The 14,643-nt window shown below is 58.6% G+C and carries 8 protein-coding genes and 4 pseudogenes; 4 read left to right on the plus strand and 8 right to left on the minus strand.

Annotated features, from left to right (window positions below):
* Window positions 1-751: 751 nt before the first annotated feature.
* A pseudogene (locus QRQ56_RS38860) lies at window positions 752-1,679 on the minus strand (dihydrodipicolinate synthase family protein).
* A gap of 676 nt (window positions 1,680-2,355) precedes the next feature.
* On the opposite strand from QRQ56_RS38860, the gene QRQ56_RS38865 reads away from it, so the two are divergent.
* Window positions 2,356-3,309, plus strand: a complete 954-nt coding sequence (locus QRQ56_RS38865) for a hypothetical protein (protein WP_438747055.1) — start codon at window positions 2,356-2,358, stop codon at window positions 3,307-3,309.
* Between the two features lie 1,449 nt (window positions 3,310-4,758).
* The gene (locus QRQ56_RS38870; protein WP_438747056.1) at window positions 4,759-5,727 is read left to right on the plus strand and encodes a hypothetical protein; all 969 of its coding nucleotides are present in this window, start codon (window positions 4,759-4,761) and stop codon (window positions 5,725-5,727) included.
* 541 nt (window positions 5,728-6,268) lie between these two features.
* On the opposite strand, the gene QRQ56_RS38875 is transcribed toward QRQ56_RS38870, so the two are convergent.
* From QRQ56_RS38875 to QRQ56_RS38885, 3 genes and pseudogenes are all read right to left on the minus strand, one after another.
* Window positions 6,269-7,198, minus strand: coding sequence for an IS256 family transposase (locus tag QRQ56_RS38875; RefSeq protein ID WP_438747062.1), 930 nt, complete (start codon window positions 7,196-7,198; stop codon window positions 6,269-6,271).
* Window positions 7,186-7,407 (minus strand): hypothetical protein, encoded by a 222-nt coding sequence (locus tag QRQ56_RS38880; RefSeq protein ID WP_438747058.1) that lies wholly within the window; start codon window positions 7,405-7,407, stop codon window positions 7,186-7,188. The genes QRQ56_RS38875 and QRQ56_RS38880 overlap by 13 nt, the downstream gene beginning before the upstream one ends.
* Window positions 7,408-7,668: 261 nt before the next feature.
* A pseudogene (locus QRQ56_RS38885) lies at window positions 7,669-8,798 on the minus strand (IS3 family transposase); the annotation flags it as partial.
* A gap of 850 nt (window positions 8,799-9,648) precedes the next feature.
* Here QRQ56_RS38885 and QRQ56_RS38890 point away from each other — a divergent pair.
* Window positions 9,649-10,650, plus strand: coding sequence for an ATP-grasp domain-containing protein (locus tag QRQ56_RS38890; protein ID WP_438747059.1), 1,002 nt, complete (start codon window positions 9,649-9,651; stop codon window positions 10,648-10,650).
* A 592-nt stretch (window positions 10,651-11,242) separates the two neighbouring features.
* Here QRQ56_RS38890 and tnpC read toward each other — a convergent pair.
* The 4 genes and pseudogenes from tnpC to QRQ56_RS38910 form a co-directional block, all read right to left on the minus strand.
* A pseudogene (tnpC, locus tag QRQ56_RS38895) lies at window positions 11,243-12,859 on the minus strand (IS66 family transposase).
* A gap of 74 nt (window positions 12,860-12,933) precedes the next feature.
* The gene (gene tnpB, locus QRQ56_RS38900; protein WP_438747063.1) at window positions 12,934-13,206 is read right to left on the minus strand and encodes an IS66 family insertion sequence element accessory protein TnpB; all 273 of its coding nucleotides are present in this window, start codon (window positions 13,204-13,206) and stop codon (window positions 12,934-12,936) included.
* Window positions 13,207-13,222: 16 nt separating this feature from the next.
* Window positions 13,223-13,522 (minus strand): IS66 family insertion sequence element accessory protein TnpB, encoded by a 300-nt coding sequence (locus QRQ56_RS38905; protein WP_438747060.1) that lies wholly within the window; start codon window positions 13,520-13,522, stop codon window positions 13,223-13,225.
* Window positions 13,523-13,534: 12 nt separating this feature from the next.
* Complete coding sequence (locus QRQ56_RS38910; RefSeq protein WP_438747061.1) at window positions 13,535-13,816, minus strand: hypothetical protein; 282 nt, start codon at window positions 13,814-13,816, stop codon at window positions 13,535-13,537.
* 517 nt (window positions 13,817-14,333) lie between these two features.
* Between QRQ56_RS38910 and QRQ56_RS38915 the strand changes: the two are divergent.
* A pseudogene (locus tag QRQ56_RS38915) lies at window positions 14,334-14,643 on the plus strand (IS256 family transposase); the annotation flags it as partial.

Here is a 14,643-nt window from a genome sequence, read left to right on the forward strand (position 1 = left end):
CCCCCCGCATCGCCTCCGCGGTGGGAGAGCGGGACCCTGGCGCAATTCGCATCTGTCTCGGCGCGCCAGCGGATCTTGTACAACTCTCTGATCTGCTTCAAACTTTGCGCGACATTCTTGTTTGTGAGCCAGTTAACGTCTTTTCCGTCGCATAACCGTCGTTCACGCGAGATATTCCCGCAGTATGGGTCCCTAACTCGCAATGAGACCTCGAGGAACTCGGAGATAATATCAGCGCTGGTGTGTAGACTTTGTGTCGCACCGCCATTCTGCTGGAGGGCGTGAAAAAGCCGCTGGTGCGTGCCGAGAGCGGCTGCAGGGCAACCCATTGAGGGGGCTGGGTGGGACCGCAAATCAGGTTTAATCGAGGCACAAACGAAACGATCCTGATCATGCTGAAGGGGAGAATCTTGCAATCGAGCAACTGCTGCGGCTTGTCGGACACTCATCATCGCGCGACACGAGGCATGGCTCGAAGACCATCGCTGTCTGTCACGGTCTATTGAAGGAGCACAAGAAGGAGGCGCTGCGGCAGGCCGCCTGACGATGCTCAGGCCCACCAAGGCGATACACGCCACCCGGGGGGCTCAATCGGGAACCTCATGATCGATTTTGGTGAACGCGACCACAGGAGTCTCAAAGGATGGTTGTGCTCTGAGCGTGACTTCATCCTCTCGGCCGAACGTCTTTCAATCCTTCTCACCTCCCGCTTCGTAAATTTTGCTCTCCATTAGGACGGCGGTACTTCGAACTATGGGATTGGACCGCGTCTAGCCTCTGTTTGAGAGTGAACCCAGCGGGTAAGACCGGAATCGGCGATGATCTTGGCAATGGCCGCTTTCTGTTCGTCTGCCAGCGGCAGCAGCGGCAGGCGCGGGCCGCCCGCGTCCTGGCTAAGCTGGCTCATTGTCTCTTTGATGGCCGCGTAATAGGAGCCGGACTGGAAGCAACGATAGAAGGCGAAGACGTCGCGGCCGAGGCCATCCAACGTCTTGTCGCCAGTGAGTGCCTTGACCCAGTAATCGCGGATCAAGGCCCCGCGATTTGGCGTGCCATGGCGACCACCCCATGGGCACCAACGGCGCGGGCCGGAACGATCATGGTCTCGTAGCCGACGAAGACGCGAAGTCTATCACCCACGCGCTGCACGAGCTCGCTGACCTGAGTGATGACGCCGGAGCTGTCCTTGATGGCAACTACCGTTGGCAGCGCAGAGAGCTGCTGCACAAGAGCCGGGGCAATGTCGACGCCCGCGCGGCGCGGGCTGTTGTAGAGCATCAGCGGCAGCGAGGTGTTGCGGGAAATATGCTCGAAGAAGGCCACGATCTCACGCGGGCTCGGCATGGCATAGATAGGTGGAAGGATCATGCCGCCCGCGCAGCCCGCCGCGACGGCTGACTGACACGCTTCCAGTACATCTTCGACACGCAGGTCGGCGACGCCTGCCAGGACGGGGACGCGGCCAGCCACGTGGTCCACCTCAACTTGCAGAGGCGCGCACGCTCAGCCTTGGCAAGCGCATAGAATTCGCCGGTGCTGCCCGCCGCCACGACGCCCTGTGCGCCATTGGCGATGGCGTCGTCGATGAGCGTCTTGTAGCGAGACTCATTGATGGAGCCATCGGCTCCGAATGGAGTGACGAGAACGGGGAAGATACCGCCCCACTTTGTATCGGCCATGAGCTTTTATCCTTAGTTGGGAGAACCTTGCCGGAGAAGTGTTCGAGCAATGGCCGCGATCTCTCGCTCTGCAGCAACTCTGCTAACAAGTCTATTAATGGCAACGCTGATGATAGCTTCTGAATAGGAAAATCTCCAAATCCTGACCGGCGTTCACCAAACAAAGAGATGGGGCGCCTTACTGCCACTGTTGCATACTCGACAGCGTCCGACAGCCGACAAGCGGCGCGGTTGAGTGTCAGGTGAGCTACGTTGCGCGCGGACTACCTGGTCCGCAACTCCCGTGAAGCCGGCAAGAACCCTACGAAGTGTCGCAACACTTGATGGATTTGCGCAAAGTTACTCCTGACCTGTTCTGGTGCGAGTTTGGCATGATATTTGGAAGCCCCTCATTGCAGGCGGCAGGAACTTTAAAGCGATGGGACAACGCTGGAGGGTCAAAGGAAGACAACATGTCAGGAAAATCAACGCAAGGGACGATCTCTGTCAGTCTCGACTTCTCGGAGAAGATTCTCACCAGCGGCTTCGTCCTCAAAAGCGACTCAACCTGTCCGACCGTGAAAGAGACCGAGGTCCCGCCGCTCTCGATAACAGCAAGGCTCGACAGAAGGCCTAGAACTCGACGGGCGCTCCACGTCGCTTGCCGCTGAGCATCAACTGACTTCAGGAGGAGATGATGAACGAGCTTCTTGGTCTCTACGTCGATCACCGAATGTCCGCCCCTCTCGCAATCGCGCAGCTTTCGGACAAAACTAAGCCACTCGCGACCGATCTTGGGAAAGCCGGCGTTCTGCTTCTCGCCACCTGCGCGCGAGTTGAGGTCTACGCCGAAGTAACCGCCCTCAAAGATATCAATAGTACGGTATTCTCTGGCTTTTCATACGAACGCGTAGAAGGTGCGGTCGCAATTGCTCAACGTCTCGCCGAGATTGCATCCAGCGCTCATTCCCAGATCCTTGGTGAATCTTACATAGGCCAGCAGCTCTTGAAGTCTACCGAATTTCTTTGTCCAAACTTTCCGATTTTCGAGGTCGCACGAGCGGCAATTGATACGGGGCGTGCCGTACGCGAGCGACAGCGATTCATCGCATCGTTCAACTACGATCAGATCGTCCGGGAGATTATAGCTGATCGATTTCCGAGTGGAGAGCCACTTGACTGCCTTTACATCGTCGGGGCGGGTATGCTCGGTCGCGGGCTGATCAGCAGTGGTGTCGGAGAGCGTTTCCGTTCCACGGTAGTCGTGACTCGGAATCCCAAGAACCTTCGCAAACGCCTTCGCCCCTTGGTTGATATCGAAGTTACGCTGTTGCGTCCGACCGAGGTTGGGAGCGCGCGCGAACCAAAGTCGATCGTTATTATCGCAACCGCCGATGTGAATGATGAATACAAGGTCACTATTCAGGATGCACTTATGCGATTGAAGCCGCGTACCATAGTGGATCTGTCGTCAATTCCAGTGTTTTCGGACGCGCCAGTCAAAGATCTCAACTATGTCACCATGTACCATCAAGAATTTCTCCGGTTCATCGAACAGAATAATAATCAGCTAGCTCCTAAGCTGCCGCTCGTGCTTTCCGACATAGCAGCCACGCTCCAATCGGCACAGATCCACGGTCGACGAAGGTAAGATAGCCGTACTTCGGCAGAAACCGGACTGAAGTGTTCCAGCCGGTTTCAGCGCCACGGGTTATGGCACCGGCCCGATCATTCACCAATCGCTGGATTGTCCAGCAAGGCTGAGCGTGTGGCAATTGGGTTGCGTCCATGCTCGGTATGTCGCGGCGACGGCAGCTTGGAGCATTTGGATCGTTCTGGCAGCGGCTTCCCGCAGGCTCGAATGAATTTGGCAATGCGTTCTCATCAGGTGGAATCGGGCGAGTAGGCCGCATGAACAGGAGCTGGCGCCGAGGGCGCGCGACAAGGCGAGGTCTGGGCGGTGCAGCGCAAGCAACGGTGAAGGTCGCGATCAGCCGACGACCATCGACACTTTGGCGCGACAAAATGGCCGCATTTCGGATGACCGTAACAGCGTGTCATTTTGGTCCTGGTGCCGGTCTTCTCGATAAAGACCCGATGAAGTGTGGCCCGAGTTCGCGCCAGGCTTGGCGCGCCGCCACCACGGGCTGTCCTGCTCGGGTGCGTGCACACTTTTGTTGAATGTTAGGCCATAACACTCGAGGGAGCGGCAAATTGAGCACGGTGCAAACGAGCCTCCAAAAATCCAAATTCTGATTTGAGCATCTCCGCCATCCGGACCAAGGTCATATCGGGCTTGGTCTCAGTCGCGCTCATCACGCTATCATGATGTTCTTTCATGCGCTGCGGCGCTGGTAACCCTCCGCCGCTTACCCTTTCTCGCCCGCCACCGTGAAGATGGATGAGGAGGGGACGCACCCGGAGGCGCGGAATCAGGCCTGCCAATCCTGGGGCACGGCAGCTCTATTGCATGCCGACCTTGGAGATGCCTATGGCTTGCATCATGAGACTTACACACGCCGGCTCAAAGCGTCGGCGGCCATGGGGCACATGAATAGACAAGGATATTCAAGCATGAGAGTTCCTGAAGAACTGAAACCGATAGAACTGTGTAACCTGCTCGCGCGATACCTGCGGACACAGGAGCGCACAACCAATCGTTCTGTCGAGCAGCTGGCAATGGTCATTTGTTGATGCGCGCCGGTACGCCATCTTGAGATATGAGTGGCCATTGTACCTCGGGCCTTGATGGCAGCATGCGCTGAGGTGGAGAGCTGACCGGAGTCTCTTGCCGATTGGGTAACTTTCGCGTTGCAGGCGCCGTTCTGGTCGTGGCGAGCGCGTTCCGATCGACCACCATCGCAACCGGCTCGAGCGCCCGGCATCGGTTCGCTCTCCATCTGCATAACCATATTCCCAGACTCCTTATCCTTCGCCGGGCAGCAACTCACTTAGATTGTAGCTATCTCCTTTAGTAGGATCAGGAGCTTGGACACTCGAGTATGCTCGTTCGCAAAGGCGAAGCGTTTTCAATCCGGAGAACCCCCGCCGACGTCGGATTGCTGGCGCCGGGCTAACTCCCACCTCCGAAAGTGCGCAAATGTCTGCCGAACTGCTCTACCTGTCGAATGCTCATGTGCAAGATCTCCATATTTCGCCTCGTGAGGCGCGAGAGGCGATCCTAGCTGCCTTCCGCGACAACGCTGCCGGCCTCAACATTGGTTTGCCGAAATCGACCATCACCATCGGTCCAAGTTCATCGTTCAGCTCAATGAGTTCGGCGTCGGAGACCAAGAGTCTAGCGACAATGAAATGGGTGGCCGCTATTCCGGTCGAGGGGAAACCCGATAGGTCGACAGTTAACGGATTGATCTGTATTAGCGAATACCAGACGGGCGTGCCAATCGCCGTTCTCGATGGGAATTACATCACACTAATGAGGACAGCTGCGATGTCAGCGGCCGCAGCCTCGTTTCTCGCTCCTGAGGAACCTGCGACTCTTGGGTTAGTCGGCTGCGGGTTGCAGGCGCTTAGCCACATTGATGCGTTTGCGGATCTATTTCCGTCGCTTCGGAAAATCCATCTGTTGAGTCGGACTGTCCTGTCCGCTGAGAGGGCTGCAACTGCAGCATCGCAAAAGCGGCTCGATCCGATTGTTACCAACAATCCTGATCTGTTGTTGAGTGAGAGCGAGATCGTAATCACAATGGTTCCGGGTTCGCCGGGATTGAAGCCCTTTCTGGACGCTCGACTGTTGCCGGTCCCGTCCTTCGTTTCGGCAGTGGATGGAGGTAGGAGCTGGCGGCCCGAAACACTCACTGCTTTCGACATATGTGTCACAGATGCATTGGAGCAGTCCTCCTCACCGGTGGATGCGTCAGATCGATACGTGGAATCCATAAAATTTCAGGACGATCTCGTGCATCTCGCTTGTCGCTCGCCGCAGCGTCTTGCCTCAACCAAGGCGTTGTTTGGCTTCCGGGGTTTTGCCATAGCAGATTTGGCACTGGCCGACTTGGTGCTTCGGAAGGCTAGAGTTTTCGGCATCGGAACAATCCTACCCAGATGACAAAGCGTTGACGAGGCTGTTTCAGTTCATCAAATGCACGGACTTGAACACCCGGGTCTCATTCTACCGTGCTGGCAATAGTACCGTCGTTCCTTGTCGGAGCGACCGAGCGACAGAGTTTCATGCGCTTGAACTCGCGCTAAGAACGGCGGCGGACATCTTTGTCCCCGCCAATCGAGGTGCCAGTGCGCGACAACCGCTGCATGCCGTAAGCCGCGGCAGTACAAGCGTTCCAGGTCTCAGGTTCTGAATGCTTGGGTTGAAGAAAAGTTGTCAACTTAGCAAGACGGTCCACCGGTCACCTTCTATGACGCACTTCGCGTCAGATCTCGCGATCGTCTGCGCCTTGAAGAGGGCGGGTTCACTCGACTGATGCGTTGCGGTACCGCCAATGGCAATACCGTAGCCCGAGTGGGTGCCCCACTGTCGCAGGAATGACGCGGTGATACACTCGCCGGGTTTTTTCAAAGTGGCATTGTCGATTAGGTGATTAGGTTCTCTGGGAGAGCTATCGCCAAATAGTGGTGACGGCGGGGACCGGTCAGGCGGCGGCGGTCGCGGGCTGACGATCATTCGGCTTTGCGATGACGTCGATCCCGTTGTTGAATGTCACACCGAGAACGAGTTTTGGCAACTGGTCATGACCGTCGAGACGGCGCCAGCTTTTTTGGGCGCCCTCGATCAGTTTGAAGACCATCGTGAGCGCGGTCTTATTGGATAGACAGCCCTTCGATCGGATCGTGCGGTGGCGCACGGTGGCGAAGGTGCTTTCAATGGGGTTGGTGGTCCGTAAGTGTTTCCAATGCTCGGCCGGGAAGTCGTAGAATGCCAGCAGCGTTTCCCGATCCTTGGCCAGGCAGTCGGCCGCCTTGTCGTATTTAAGCGCGTAGCTCTCGAGAAGGCCTCGAACGCTAGTTCGGCGGCGGCCTTGGTTTCGGCGATCCAGATCTCCTGCAACGCGCGTTTCGCTTTCGGCTGCTGGCTCTTCGGTAACTTGGCGAGCACGTTGGCGGTTTTGTGCACCCAGCAGCGCTGCTCGCACGTTTTCGGCCAGACCGCGCCGGCGGCCTTCCAGGACCCGAGCGCGCCATCGGCGATGACGGAGCTGCGGGGAAGCATCGAGCCCGCGCCGCTTCAGATCGAGCAGCAGATCGCGCCAGTTGTGCGCGCTCTCGCCGGCGCCATCGGTGAAGCCGACCAGTTCCTTGCGGCCTTCCGGCGTCGCGCCGATCAGCACGAGGATGCGCTGCTTTTCGTCCTCCAGGCGTGCTTCGAGATGGATGCCATCCGCCGAGATGTAAACGTAGCGTTTCGCCGACAGATCGCGCTTCTGCCAAGCGGCGTGTTCGGTGAGCCAGCCGTCCTTCAGGCGGCCGATGGCCGATGCCGACAACCCGGCAGCATCCTTGCCGAGCAGCGCCGCCAGCGCCTCGGAGAAGTCGCCGGTCGAGATACCCTTCAGATAAAAGATGGAAGCAGCGGCTCGATCGACTTCGACCGGCGCATGTAGGGCGGCAGGATCGACGGCGAGAACCGGATGCGGCCGGGATCCCCGGCGGCGGCTTCGCGATCACGCACACACGGCTGGCGGACGGCGATCGGACCGATACCGGTCATCACCTCGCGTTCCGGCAGGTGACCGTGGCGGAGGACGCGCTGGTGACCGTCCTGGGTCTTCAAATCGGCATGCTTGTCGAGAAAGTCCGCGACCTAAACATCGACCGCTTTGGCGAGCAGGGCTCGTGCCCCATTACGCAAGATTTCGGTGAGTTGATCGTCGAAGAATCCTGGCTGAATCAGTCTGGTGACGTTATCGTTGGGCACGGCATATCGCTCCTTTGGTGGAGAAGTGGAGGCGTCAAGCACCCCCACGATTGAGCTGGTCCCGGTTGTCTGAACAGAATCTGCGCATCGATAAGTGGAGCGCGTCTGCCGGGGGTATGCTGCCAGGCGGAGCGGCAGCGAGGTGAAGTAGGCTTGATCGGGCGTGCTGCCGTCAAGACTCGAATGGGGACGTCTACTGTTATAAAAGTCGAGATATCGGCCGATCGAATTGCGCGCCTCGTTGACGCTATCATAGGCCCGTAGGTACACCTCCTCGTATTTGAGGCTGCGCCATAGCCGCTCGACGAACACGTTGTCCCGCCATGCGCCCTTGCCGTCCATGCTGATCGCGATGCCGTTGTCGGCGAGCACGCCGGTAAAAGCCTGTCCGGTGAACTGGGAGCCCTGATCCGTATTGAAGATGTCCGGCTTGCCGTGACGAGCCAAGGCATCCTCCAGCGTCTCGACGCAGAAGGCTGCTTCCATGGTGATCGACAGCCGCCACGACAGAACCCGGCGTGTTGCCCAGTCCAGCACCACGGCGAGATAGACGAACCCACTCGCCATCGGGATGTAGGTGATGTCCATCGCCCAGACCTGGTTCGGCCGTGTGATCTCCATGCCGCGCAGCAGATACGGATGGATCTTGTGGCCGGGCTCGGGTTTAGTCGTGCGCGGACGGCGATAGAGCGCCTCTATCCCCATCCGCCGCATCAGCGTCTTGACATGCCGGCGGCCGATCTTGCACCCCTCGGCAGCCAGCAGGCCTCTCAACATTCGCGAACCGGCGAAAGGGAACTCCAGATGCAGCCAGTCGAGACGCCGCATGATCGCGAGATCGGCGTCCGGCACCGGACGCGGCAGGTAATAAACGCTGCCGCGGCTGATCTGCAGAATCTCCGCCTGCTTGGTGATCGACAGATCGTGCTCACGGTCGATCATCGCTTTGCGCTCAGCAATCCCGCCTTGGTGAGCGCTTCTTCTAAAAAATCGTTCTCCAGCGTCAGCTCTCCGATCTTGGCGTGCAGCGACTTCACGTCGATCGCAGGCGCGGCAGGCGACATGCTCCCAGAGCCGAAGACCCCGGAAGCGCCACCCTCCAACTGCGCCTTCCACGCCGTAATCTGATTGGGGTGGACGTCGAACTGCTCGGCAAGCTGAGCTATCGTCCGGTCGCCCTTGACGGCGGCAAGCGCCACCTTCGCCTTGAACGCCGGTGTGTGGTTCCGGCGCGATCGTCTGTTCATGGTCTCTCCTGTTCACGGCGATTATCGCCGCGTTTCAGGCAGAAACTCCACTTATCGTCTTGTTCAAATTTGCGGAGCCGGCTCTTTGCCGGGACGGCTCATGTTGTAAACGATGCTGTGGTCGGCCATCAGGCTCTGGAACTGCTCGCTGGCCCGCCCACCAAGCCCTTCGAATACGGGGGATGAACAACAGCTCAGGTGCACGCCCCTTACAATTCGGAGCCGACAAGACACCTTGTGATCGACACGTTAGTACGGCCTGTATTGGTGGACGGCGCGCCTCGCCATCACTGAAGAAGACCCGAATGGTGTTCTCTTAAGCTTACTGGGCCGTAGGGCTTTGATGTGCCTGGAAATGAGGCTCGGCCTCAGAGGCTGGCCCAACCCTGCACGATGTGGAGAGTTTCTGTGTGCAACGCGTACGAAGCGATGTCATTGTTTTCGCGATCTGCTGAACCGTGGTCCCCCTCCGGCGTGACCACATCGTGCCTGCTCGACCGGCATGTTTATTCTTCCGTTGGCAAGGCCTTCGCCTACAGTCGTTGTCCTCCGTCCGACACGCAGTGTCCTTGTCAGCTTCACAACACGTGAGGTTGGTCGCAGGACAGAGGATTTCTCGAAGTGCAATCAGCAACTTATAGACGTGAGATAAGTCTGGCACGGCGCTTGCTCTTCGGATACTGCAACAGCAGCGATGTTTAGTTAGATCCCGACTCTCGCAGCTGCATGCAGATCGTCACGACGTGATGGTGGGATGCCTACTCAGTAGTAACGGCGGGGCAGCAGTCTGGACGTGGTCGAAACTATGACGTCCAGCTAATCGCCGTCTGGTTATGTCTAGGAGACAGTGATGAGATTGCTCATACTCGTAAACAGCCTCGATTGCTTAGGTGAAAACGATTCAGCTCTTGGCAGCGCGTTCGGTCGCCTCGGCTGGCAAGTAATACTAGGCGAGATTAATGCTATTGCGGCAGACGACTATCGCTATTTTACACGAGGAGTGCCCATACCAGAGAAAGACGAGCCGTACTCTCCCGGCTCGATCGCACCTGGGAATCGACAAACATATTTTCTCGACGAATTCCAGCTTATTTGGGTGCTAGGTTCGCCTCAGGTCCGCGTGTACCGAGATGTCATGAGAATGCTATGGCTTGCTTCCCAACAGACGCCCTTCGTTAACAGTATTGAGGGGCTGATGTTTCTAAATAGCAAGCACGCTATGGGCTATCTCGTCCCGAAAGAGAACCGCGCATTTTCATATATATCAAATGATTTTTCATCACTCTGGGAGCGGTATCAGCAAGCCCCAGATGAGTGGTGGGTCGCCAAGCCGCCAAATTCCGGGTGCGGGCAAAACGTTTTCTTACTTCCTCAAAACGGACCGAACGTTCGGACAATTCTCCAATGTCTTACTGGAAATACTGTAGCTCAAAGCGAGATGGATTATGGCGGATTAGGTGGTTTCAAAGCTGAGTATGCAATCCTTCAAAAGTTTATCGCGGAGGTGGGCCAAGGCGAAAAGCGCATCATCGTTGCTTGTGGGAAGGTTGTTGCCTGGCATGGTAGGCAAGGCCATCCAAATGATCACAGATCAAATATTATACAGGGAGGAACGGCAATCTCAGTCGATCTCAATTCCAATGAAATAGAGCTTGCTGAGTTGATTGCGCAAAAGCTGATGGGACATGGGATCAACTTCGGTGCCCTAGACATGGCTTATCCTTATATTATCGAATTCGATCTTGGTTTCCCCGGAGGGCTATGCGAGACGAAACAAGTTTCTGGGGTAGACCGCTCGGATCGGGTTGCGGAGCTAATCATTGCGCACTTCAAAAGCCATTGGTCTTCATGACTAGTCGCGGAGGTACACTTATCGAGAAACTGAGTGATTACCCGACACGACGCCCAGCTAACCCTCGGCCGAGAAGGTCCCAATTCCTTGGGACTGGAGCGGATATTCCCGGCTGAATGTTGCCGATAATCGCAACGATCCCGGCAGAGACCGCCAGATTGACGCGGGTGATCGTCGTAAATCGCTTGACGGTGGGATCAATCTTTGCGTTCTAAACTAAGCCGATCTACCGCTGGAGCCGGCTGAGGTCTTCCGCCGTCCGGTCAGCGCACATGTGCTGATCTAAGGCCGGTCGCTCATCATGCCGCAAGTGCTGAGCGGCCAGCCATGTACCGCCGCGCGGGTGTTTAAAAATCGGCATGCGGGTGCGACGGGATCAGATGCGCGTGCGGGATCGAATGCACCTCGTTCTTTGGCTCCGCGCGATGTCGTACGGCCTGGCGGCGCCGCCCCCAATCGGCGCCGCGTCAGGCATCCAGATCTGCGGCAGCCTTCCGATGTCCTGCGGACTGGCGAGCGTGCTGCCATCGTTCTTATCGGTCATGACGAGCCTGGGCGATCGCCTTCACCGTAAGCGCCAAGCTGAAGCCGTTCAGGCTTTGGAGTGCCAGGGCATGAGAGCATCGATCTGAGAGATCGCCAGCCCTGCGCGATCCGTTCGAGAGTTTGCGTGAGCCAGGCGTGCGGATCGACATCGTTCATCTTCGCGGTCTGCAGAAGCGTGGCGATGGTCGCCCAGGTCCGGCCGCCGCCATGGCTGCCCGCAACGGGCGCATTTTTTCTTGTGATGGTTTGCGGCCGGATTGCCCGCTCGACGGTGTTGGAGTCGATCTCGATACGGCCGTCACTCAGAAAGCGCTCGAGGGCGGCGCGTCTGGATCTGGCATAGCGGATCGCCTCGGCGAGTTTGGATTTGCCCGACAGGCGCGGCAGCTCCTTGTCCCACCGATCGAAGAGCGCCGCGACGATCGAGCGGACTTTTCCTGGCCCGCTTCCACCCGCGTCTCAAGATCCTGGCCGCGGATGTCGGCCTCAATCTCCCACAGCCCGGCCATGGTGGTGACGGTCTGGGTGGCCAGGCGCGAGCTCTCGTTGACGTCAATCTCGTAGAACCGTCTCCTGACGTGGGCAAAGCACGCTGCCAGCGTCACGTCCTCATTGGCACCCGTTGACCTGGCGAGCCGATTGTAGGCGGCATAGCCGTCGACCTGCAGGATGCCGGTAAAGCCCGCCAGATGCCGCTCAACGCATTCGCCGCCGCGACGTCCTCAAAGCGATAAGCGACCATCGGTGGACCGAGGCCGCGAAATGGCCGATCGTCGCGCGCATAGGCCCACGGCTAAGCCCTTTGCGTCTTGCCGGATCCGGGAGCGAGCGTGGCAGGGTCGTCTTGTCGGCGAAGATCCGTTCGCCGTGCTTGATCTTCTCCAACACGTAGTCGGCCAGCGGCTGCAATTTGAAGTCGACCTTGCCCATCCATTGCGCCATCAACGATCGGTCGAGATTGACGTCGTCACGCGCGTAGATCGCTTCCTGCCGGTAGAGCGGCAGCCCGTCGGCATATTTGGCCACCGCCATCTGGGCGAGAAGCGCTCGGAAGGCCGCCCTCGATCAGACGGCGGGTGCCCGGTGCCTGAACCACGCCATCGCCGTTGCGATACGCGTATTTCGGGCGGCGCGTGACGATCACGCGGAACCTTCGCCGGCGTCACGTCCAGCCGCCTCGACACATCCTCGCCGATCAGGACCTTCTCCAAGCCTTCGCAACCAGGGGGTATCATCGGGCTCGATGACGATCGCGACCCGCTCCAGATGCGCGCCGAACTCCTTGCGCGGCTGCGGCGCGCGTTTCGGCTTGTCCTGGCCGCCTGCCTTGGCCAGTTCGGCTTCAATGAGCGCGACGCCGGTGGCGATCTCGTCAAATACGAAGGCGATCTGCTCATCGCTCGGCGTGTCGCTACGCAAGCGTTCCGAACGCGTGCCGTAAAGCGTGCGCTCCAACGTCTTCACGATCGCCGTCAGCTCAACGATCCGCGCGTCGGCCGTCGGGCTGACCGCGGCAAGATCGGCGCGCAGTCAGTGTTGCAATCTCGGAGCCGATGCGGCTGTTCTCGGCCTCGATCGCCCCCCCCCGCTCTTCCGCCAAGGCGAGGATCAGCGCATGGGCTTCGGCAAGGGTCGTCGGAAGCTCTGCAACGGGCGTCGTCATCGCCATCATCACAGCGGAGTTGCCGCTAATCTCCCAAACCTTTCAGCCAGCCTGATTCAATTCGCCGCAGCTTGTCAGCCCACCGATTCCGGGCGCTTCACAGCCACCGGACGCACCTTCGTCCAGTCCAGCCCGTCGATCAGCGTGAGCAACTGCGCATGGTTCAGCCGCACCCGGGTCGGCGCATTCCTCGGCCAGCAGAACGTTGTTGCCTCGAGCGTCTTGGCAAACAGGCATATCCCGCTGCCGTCCCACCAAACCGCCTTGATCCGATCCGCTCCTTTCGAATGGAACACGTACAGCGCGCCCCTGAACGTGTCGGCCCCACCATCTCGCACCAGCGCCATCAAGCCGGTCGCTCCCTTACGGAAGTCGACCGGGGTGCTGGCCACGTAAACCTGAACGCCTGCCGGGATCATGCCTGCCGAACGCCCGGATTACGGCAGCAAGCCGCTCAGGCTCCACATCGCTGCCGACACGGACTACGACATTGCCGATCACGATTTCCATCATGTCGCTCGTCACCGCATCAAACCGCGCGAATTTGGCCGCTTGGACTCGCGCCTCAGAAACCGGTGCGACAAGTCCTGAGGCCAGCGCCTTGCGTCGCCACGCAAACAACTGCGATGGATCGAGCCGATGAGACCGCGCGATCACCGGCACGGTTGCTCCCCGTCAAAAACCTTTTTTCTTGACGATCCGTCCCTTCGCCTCCCGCGACCAGGTGCGATCGCTCCGTCCCGGAATGACCGCAAGCCGCTCGGGTGTGGCCCTGATAACTTCGAAATTCTTGGTGTCAGAGGTATGTTCGCGTACATGAGCTCCTGGCAAGCAAATCACCAGGAGATTCTCTGACAATCGAACATCGAACATCATCCGGTACGTGGGGGCACCTACACGCTTACGCTTGAACCAACCACAAGCCGCCAGACCGCGGAATGCTTGCGAAACACCCATGCCGACATTCCGGACATCATCGAGCCATGCGCTAGTAGATGCCGACCCGCTACGCTCGCGCGCGGTGATCACTGCAGAGTTGGGAGCTCATACCGGATACAATCGACAGTGATCGTGCAGCGGCCACCGAAGATCTCGTTCTTGTGCTACTCGATACAACCGAGTTCAGCTAGCAACGCGAGAAGTCAGGCGATCACCGCTCTGAGCTACCAGATTCGGCAGTTCAAAAACTCAAGTTGCCAATCTGTTCTTAACATTGATCGGCGACTAAGGAGAATGATGATGCCTCTTGATGTTTCCTTCCTATTCGGCGGCATTTCGACGGAGTATGACGGGTCGATCACATCCCTAACGAATATAATCTCCACATATTTAGCTCTTCCCGATTCAGAGAAACCATTCTCTGTGCGAAATCTTGGGGGATGTCCCGGGTTCTGTTGAATTTCTGAAGAGGTCGGCGTTGCCCACCTTGAGCCGGTAGGCTCGGGGTGCTGATTCCACAAAGGAGAGCAACGCCATGACGAGAGATATCACACCGGCTGGTTCGCCGGCGACCGGGGCTGTGGACGAAGCGTTTGCAGAAGTGCGGGCGAGCTTCGATCGGTTCTGCCTTGCGGCAGGGATCGAGGCGCTCGGCACGATGATGGAGGCGGATGTCACGGCGGCCTGCGGGCCGCGCCACGATCGCGACGCGGCGCGGCGGGCGCACCGTTGGGGCCGACGCGGGGACGGACCGGCTTCCACGGCGGCAAGATCGAGCTCGAGCGCCCGCGGGTCCGGGGCGTGGATGGCGGCGAGGTCACGATCCCGAGCTGGGAAACGGCGGC

It is taken from the genome of Bradyrhizobium sp. U531, assembly GCF_051710265.1.
Classification (GTDB): Bacteria; Pseudomonadota; Alphaproteobacteria; order Rhizobiales; family Xanthobacteraceae; genus Bradyrhizobium.

Bases quoted from the DNA above. Each gene is read 5' to 3' on its own strand.
- QRQ56_RS38865 (WP_438747055.1), top strand. From the start codon at position 2,356: ATGAACGAGCTTCTTGGTCTCTACGTCGATCACCGAATGTCCGCCCCT.
- QRQ56_RS38870 (WP_438747056.1), top strand. From the start codon at position 4,759: ATGTCTGCCGAACTGCTCTACCTGTCGAATGCTCATGTGCAAGATCTC.
- QRQ56_RS38890 (WP_438747059.1), top strand. From the start codon at position 9,649: ATGAGATTGCTCATACTCGTAAACAGCCTCGATTGCTTAGGTGAAAAC.
- tnpB (WP_438747063.1), bottom strand. From the start codon at position 13,206: ATGGCGCTGGTGCGAGATGGTGGGGCCGACACGTTCAGGGGCGCGCTG.
- QRQ56_RS38910 (WP_438747061.1), bottom strand. From the start codon at position 13,816: ATGGGTGTTTCGCAAGCATTCCGCGGTCTGGCGGCTTGTGGTTGGTTC.